This is a genomic window from Acinetobacter sp. UBA801 (assembly GCA_002296655.1).
In the GTDB taxonomy this organism is placed as follows: Bacteria; Pseudomonadota; Gammaproteobacteria; order Pseudomonadales; family Moraxellaceae; genus Acinetobacter.
Genome location: DBIN01000039.1, coordinates 1 through 6,254 on the forward strand (window position 1 = coordinate 1; position 6,254 = coordinate 6,254).

Genomic DNA, 6,254 nt, shown 5'->3' on the forward strand with positions numbered 1-6,254 from the left:
AATAATTGGGTCGAGAATCAGATGCGTCCCTGGGCGTTGGGGCGCAAGAACTGGCTGTTTGCAGGTTCGCTGCGCAGTGGTCAGCGAGCGGCAAACATCATGACGTTAATCCAGTCAGCAAAGCTGAATGGGCTGGATCCGTATGCCTATTTAAGTGATGTGCTGAAAAGGTTACCGACACATAAAGTGACCCAGATTGAAGAGTTACTGCCACACTGCTGGAAACCTAAATTGAATTAAAAATTGGTATGGGATTCAGCGGACGCTTACGACTTTGGTTTAAGGATGCACTTTTAAACCAGATCAGTAGCAAAAAAAAAAAGCCTTTCCTATTCTATAATATAGGAAAGGCTTTGATCATTTTGAGCGCATCAATCTACTTTTTCAGATGCTGATACTCAAAAATGTTTAAATTTCACTTAGATTGAGAATGAAGAACCACAACCGCAAGTCGTAGTTGCATTCGGGTTTTGTACCACAAACCGCGAACCTTCCAAGCCTTCAATATAGTCCACGACCGAGCCAACTAAATATTGATAGCTGAGCGAATCGACCAGCATTTTTACATCGCCATTCACAAATTCTGCATCATCTTCATTTTGGCTTTCTGCAAAGTTAAAGCCATAAGAAAAGCCTGAACAACCGCCACCCGTCACATATACACGTAGCATTAAGTCTTGATTACCTTCACTGTCACGCAATTGGCGAACTTTTTTAGCAGCGTTGTCGGTGAGCTCAAGTGCTTGGGCATTCATGATGGATTTTCCTCAGGTACAATTCAGATGTCTTTTCTGCAAAAAGACCACTTATCAAGTATAGCATACTCAATATTGGGACAGTGATGCAGAATTAAAGTGAATTCTGAGTATTTACCTCAAGATTCTCCAATTATTTGTAATTTTCGTCATGCAAACCACATTCAAAATTGGTTGGCGCTTGTTTACAACGGAATTGCCATAATAATTTCATCATGCGTTTGTCATAAACACCACGTTTGGTTAAGTCAATCCGCGATTCACGCATCATTTTCTGATAACCTGGTTGATCTGCTGCAGGCACTTGCATCCAATATTTTGCAGGAATATCAGCTTTCATTTTACCCAGAATACCAAAGGCACGTGGTAACTGCCCTTTCACCCAATCACGTGATTTTTGACCAAATCCTGCAGGAAATTTATCAGGACGGATAATAATATTGCCCGTGACTTGTAAAATTGGATAATTCACAATTGCACCTTTAGTACCTAAACCTTTATGGAGTTCCAAAGGGCGGAATACCGCAGCGGGCGCACCAATAATATCAACCTGACCATTGTTAAATTTACTGCCAAAATTGGTGACATCGGCACTTACTGCTTGCGCACCAATTTGCTGTACCATAATTTTTTGCGCTTGGTCATAATCTAAAACCGCAATTTTTTTTCCTGCAGCTTTGGCGACACTATTAATACTGCGGTCATTCACCATCAAAAAGGCATCACCCACGGGAATGACGCCTGCGACTTCATACTGACCATTGCGCATATATTTGGCGAAAGCAGGACTTGCCAAACCTTGCATGACTTTGACTGCCAGTTTTAAATCTGGAATCGCGCCAATTGCATCCAATGAGCCTGTAAAATGGTTAAACTGACGACCACGCATGCCGGTCACACTAATACCATCACATTTTCCTGCTTTAAAATCTTCTGCAATCACGCCTTCGTTTTGACCTACGCGTAACTCAATCTCTGCACCCCAGTTTTTGGCCGCCAATTGATAGTCTTGCATTAAGTTATAGACATCACCATTTTTACCGACCAAGTCGAATACACAAACCACTTGTTTGGCCTGCACTGTACTGGCGGCTAAAGACAAGCCTGCACCAAATAATAAAGCTTGCGTCCATTGTTTCATTTCCTAATTCCTTCTATTTTTTGTTTTTCTGCGCACAGTTGATCTAAACTTCAATTTTGCATCACTGTTCTTCTCATCACGCTTAGATTAACGAATTTTAATCTCTGGCTGATATGGCTCAATTGACAAATCTTTCAATATAAAAAAACCTAGAATTTTCTAGGTTTTTTATTAAAAATCAATCTATTCACCACCCAGTGAACATTCAAAATTGGTTTTTTCGACAGAACAACGAGCACGTTTTAACACACTCATCATAGCAGGGTCATAAATGCCGCGTTTGGTCATATCCATACGTCCATCACGCAGCATTTTTTGATATTTGGTTTTATCTTCTGCGCTCAGGTTCATTTTATATTTGGCTGGAATTTCACCTTCTAAACGATTAATCATACTCATCGCTTTAGGTAGGTTTTTTACAAACCAATCTCGTGATTTTTGTCCAAAGCCTGCAGGGAATTGTTCAGGACGAATTACAAAGTCTGCGGTCACTTGTAATACAGGGAAATTAAACATTGCCCCGTTATTAGCTAAACCTTTGTAGATTTCTAAAGGTTTGTACGCATAGGCAGGCGCGCCGACCATATCGACCTGACCATTGTTAAACTTTGCCACAAAGTTAGACACATCAGAAATGACGGCTTGCGCACCTACACGCTGCACCATAATTTTTTGTGCATCATCATAGCCCAATACCGCAAATTTTTTCCCTGCTGCTTTTTCAATCGAACTGATATTCTTGTCGCGCACAAAAATGAATGCCGAACCTAAAGGTGAAATACCCGCAACTTCATATTTCTTTCCACCTAAATTGGTGACCATTTTCGCAGCATTGCGTTTGTCTAAAGCAAAACTGATGGCACGTTGTGCAATCGCATTATTTGGTGCACCACCTAAAGCATCAATCGACCCTGCAAACTTATTGTATTGACGGGCACGCATGGCAGTCATAAATACCCCATCACATTTGCCTGCTTTAAAGTCATTGTCTGCAACAGCTTCATCCTGACGCGCAATTAAATTGACTTCTGCACCCCAGCCTTTTGCGGCTAGCGCCCATTCTTGTGCCATTTGAAAAGATTCACCTGACTTACCCAGTAAGTCAAAGACACATACATCTACTTTTGCTGCTTGCGCCTGAGCACTAAAACCGATCGCTGCGAATGCAGTCAATGTTGTGCTGACCCATATTTTTTTCATTGTTTCGATCCTTCTACAGATTTTTTTTATTTTTGAGTGTCCGTACACGAAACAAATATTAAGCAAGTTCAAATTAAAAAAATAGAGCATTTACTCAAATTTCGTCTGTCAATTCTGCCAAAACTTATACTGCCTTATTTAAGCTATCACTTTGATTCCATAATTCACATATATTTTATAGATTTAGATTAAAATCAAATCGTTTACAACATGCACGTCTTTTGCGCTTGTTTACAAAGTTATAAAAAATTTTGTTGCTGCAACGTAGTTTTTAAGCATCACAAAAGAGATTTTTCGCAAATCACAAATAAAACTAGGCTTATTTTTGTTTTCTAGCGGGCTTACATTAGAATATGCCCAACTTTTGTTGTGACCAGTAAGCACCATGATTCAACTTGACCAAGTTTCTTTACGCCGCGGTGGACGTGTTTTATTTCAAAAAGCGTCTATGCAAATCCATCCAGGCTGGAAAGTCGGTCTTACAGGCGTCAATGGTGCAGGAAAATCCAGTTTATTTGCTGCGCTTTTGGGCAGCTTAACTCCAGATGAAGGTATGCTAAGCCGTCCACAAGGCTGGACTGTGGCACACATGGCACAGGAAATCAAAGCGTTGGATTTGCCTGCGATTGATTTTGTGCTATCGGGTGATGAAGAATACTGGAACATTCAACAACAACTACAACATCCTGAACAATTAAATAATGACCAACTTGCGCATTTGCATGGTCGTTTTGATGAAATTCATGGTTATACCGCACCTGCCAAAGCCGCACAACTCATGGCAGGTTTAGGTTTTATGGAACATCAAAACAGCTTGGCTGTCAGTAGTTTTTCAGGTGGATGGCGGATGCGTTTAAATTTAGCACGCACCTTAATGAGTCGCTCAGAACTATTGTTACTGGACGAACCAACCAACCACTTAGACTTAGATGCAATTTTATGGTTAGAAGACTGGCTCAAAGCCTATACGGGAACTTTGGTGCTGATTTCCCATGACCGTGATTTTCTAGATGCCATTACCGATCATATTTTACATATTGAAAATAGCGAACTGACTTTATATACAGGCAATTATTCAACCTTTGAAACCACTCGCAGTGAACGCTTGGCACAACATCAACAAGCGTATGAAAAACAATTAGAAACCCGTGCACATTTACAAAAATATATTGATCGCTTTAAAGCCAAAGCCACCAAAGCACGGCAGGCACAAAGCCGTATCAAGCAATTGGAACGCATGCAATTGCTTGCCCCCGCACATGTAGATACCCCATTTACCTTCAGTTTCCGTGAACCGACCAAAATGAGTTCGCCGTTACTGACCTTGGAACACGTCAGCATTGGTTATGCAGATAAAGTGATTGCCAGCAAAATTAACCTACAAATTACTCCGACCAGCCGTATTGGTTTATTGGGGATGAATGGCGCAGGTAAATCGACCTTAATTAAATCCTTAGTGGGTGAATTGGCATTATTGTCAGGTACTCGTAAAGCCTCAGAGTTACTCAATATTGGCTATTTTGCGCAGCATCAAATGGATGCTTTGGATGATACTGCCAGCCCGATGCTACAACTGGCACGCATTGCCGATAAAAAAATCAGCGAAGCCACTTTACGCGCCTTTTTAGGCAGTTTTGGCTTTAGTGGTGAACGTATGGACACACCTTGTGAAAGTTTTTCAGGAGGTGAGCGTGCGCGTTTGGCTTTGGCTTTAATTGTCTGGCAACGCCCTAACGTACTGATTCTGGACGAACCGACCAACCATTTAGACTTAGATATGCGACATGCCCTCACCATGGCTTTACAGGATTATGAAGGTGCAGTGGTATTGGTGTCACACGAACGTCAATTGATTGCCAGTGTCTGTGATGACTTACTCTTGGTTCACGCAGGACAATGCACAGAGTTTGAAGGCGATTTACAGGATTATGCCCAATGGTTACGCCAAGCCCGTTCAGACATGCTTAAACAAAGCTCATCTAACGCAGCTCCATCCAATCCAAGTCCAGTGGTTGAAAGCAAAACCAACCTCGCCAAAGTAGATAAAGAAGCGCAACGTAAACTGGCAGCACAACGCCGTGAACAAACTCGCCCTATTCGTAAAAATATTGAAAAATACGAAGCGCAAATTGAAAAAATTCAACCGCGTCTGACTGAAATTGAAACCGAACTGGCAGATCCTGCCCTTTACGATGCCAACCGTAAAGATGATTTACTCAAACTCATGAATGAACAAAATGATCTGAAAACCAAATTGGCACAGGCAGAAGAACACATGCTTGAATTGATGATGGAATTAGAAGAACTCGAAAGCAGTTTTGAATAAGCATATCGATGAGATTTAACCCTATGCGAAATAGGGTTAAATCTCATCATATTGGATAGAAGATGCATTGTGTATGTTGCATACTCATATGACATATTCGTAAAACTTTTAATCTTTAGTTTAGCTTCACAATCACCATACCATAAAAACCCGAGTCATTAATTTCACATGCTGAAATCTTTACTCCCCCTGTACTTGTCAAAAGGCTTCGATAACTCGCTAAATTAGAGCTTATTGTAGATGCACAAGTTGCAGCAGCCGCAGCCATAGAGACTTTTTGCGCGGCACGACTGGAGTATCAGATCCCTCAATTAAACGAGTTTCAGTAGAATCGATTTCCGAAAAATTTAATGATTTTGCTATCTGATTCGCTGTATTAGTATTAGTACCTTTATTTACTTCGGCTAACTTAATCTTGAGATTATTACTTCCCTTGATATAAGGATATATATCAAGCATTGGAAATTTTTTACCTACGTTATGCTCAGCAATAGTGAATAATTGAGGTTGAGCCAAAAATTTAGATGGAAAAGTAATCGTACTTTTACTATTTAAATTAGACCTTGTATCTTGGAGGTTGTAGTGATTAGCTTCCACTATATGCAAATTGTAGAGTTTGTAATAGACCTAAGACTTTTAGTCTGTGCAAGAGATAAAACCTACAATTTACCCTAACCACTTGCACAACTCTGGACGGTAACTAAGCACTTTGATGCTGCATTCACAAGAAAAGACGGTGGTTATGCTAAAACAATAATTGAATAATTAAAGCAGGTAAAGATTATGTTTTATCTTGGTATTGATGTTGCTAAAGCTAAAATTGATTGCTGTT

Annotated in this window: 6 protein-coding genes; 2 read left to right on the forward strand and 4 right to left on the reverse strand. The window is 40.4% G+C overall.

Annotated elements, in window-relative coordinates; genetic code table 11:
• The coding region (locus tag B2W49_RS07790; protein ID WP_291331358.1) for a transposase domain-containing protein at window positions 1-240 on the forward strand (240 nt) is incomplete at its 5' end.
• A gap of 179 nt (window positions 241-419) precedes the next feature.
• Here the strand turns inward: B2W49_RS07790 and erpA are convergent.
• From erpA to B2W49_RS07805, 3 genes are all read right to left on the reverse strand, one after another.
• Window positions 420-755: an iron-sulfur cluster insertion protein ErpA gene (erpA, locus tag B2W49_RS07795; RefSeq protein WP_004969742.1), complete on the reverse strand. Its 336-nt coding sequence runs from the start codon at window positions 753-755 to the stop codon at window positions 420-422.
• A 133-nt stretch (window positions 756-888) separates the two neighbouring features.
• The gene (locus B2W49_RS07800) at window positions 889-1,896 is read right to left on the reverse strand and encodes a putative solute-binding protein (RefSeq protein ID WP_291338676.1); all 1,008 of its coding nucleotides are present in this window, start codon (window positions 1,894-1,896) and stop codon (window positions 889-891) included.
• Window positions 1,897-2,079: 183 nt separating this feature from the next.
• Window positions 2,080-3,096, reverse strand: a complete 1,017-nt coding sequence (locus B2W49_RS07805; protein WP_230243666.1) for a putative solute-binding protein — start codon at window positions 3,094-3,096, stop codon at window positions 2,080-2,082.
• A 385-nt stretch (window positions 3,097-3,481) separates the two neighbouring features.
• On the opposite strand from B2W49_RS07805, the gene B2W49_RS07810 reads away from it, so the two are divergent.
• Window positions 3,482-5,422 carry an ATP-binding cassette domain-containing protein gene (locus B2W49_RS07810; protein ID WP_291338677.1) on the forward strand — a complete coding sequence of 647 codons (1,941 nt, stop codon included), beginning with the start codon at window positions 3,482-3,484 and terminating at the stop codon, window positions 5,420-5,422.
• Window positions 5,423-5,653: 231 nt separating this feature from the next.
• On the opposite strand, the gene B2W49_RS07815 is transcribed toward B2W49_RS07810, so the two are convergent.
• On the reverse strand, window positions 5,654-5,938 hold the full coding sequence (locus tag B2W49_RS07815) for a hypothetical protein (RefSeq protein WP_291338678.1): 285 nt from the start codon (window positions 5,936-5,938) through the stop codon (window positions 5,654-5,656).
• Window positions 5,939-6,254 lie beyond the last annotated feature (316 nt).

Excerpts from the sequence above, each read along its gene's own strand:
- B2W49_RS07805 (WP_230243666.1), bottom strand. The coding sequence starts at position 3,096 with ATGAAAAAAATATGGGTCAGCACAACATTGACTGCATTCGCAGCGATC.
- erpA (WP_004969742.1), bottom strand. The coding sequence starts at position 755 with ATGAATGCCCAAGCACTTGAGCTCACCGACAACGCTGCTAAAAAAGTT.
- B2W49_RS07800 (WP_291338676.1), bottom strand. The coding sequence starts at position 1,896 with ATGAAACAATGGACGCAAGCTTTATTATTTGGTGCAGGCTTGTCTTTA.
- B2W49_RS07810 (WP_291338677.1), top strand. The coding sequence starts at position 3,482 with ATGATTCAACTTGACCAAGTTTCTTTACGCCGCGGTGGACGTGTTTTA.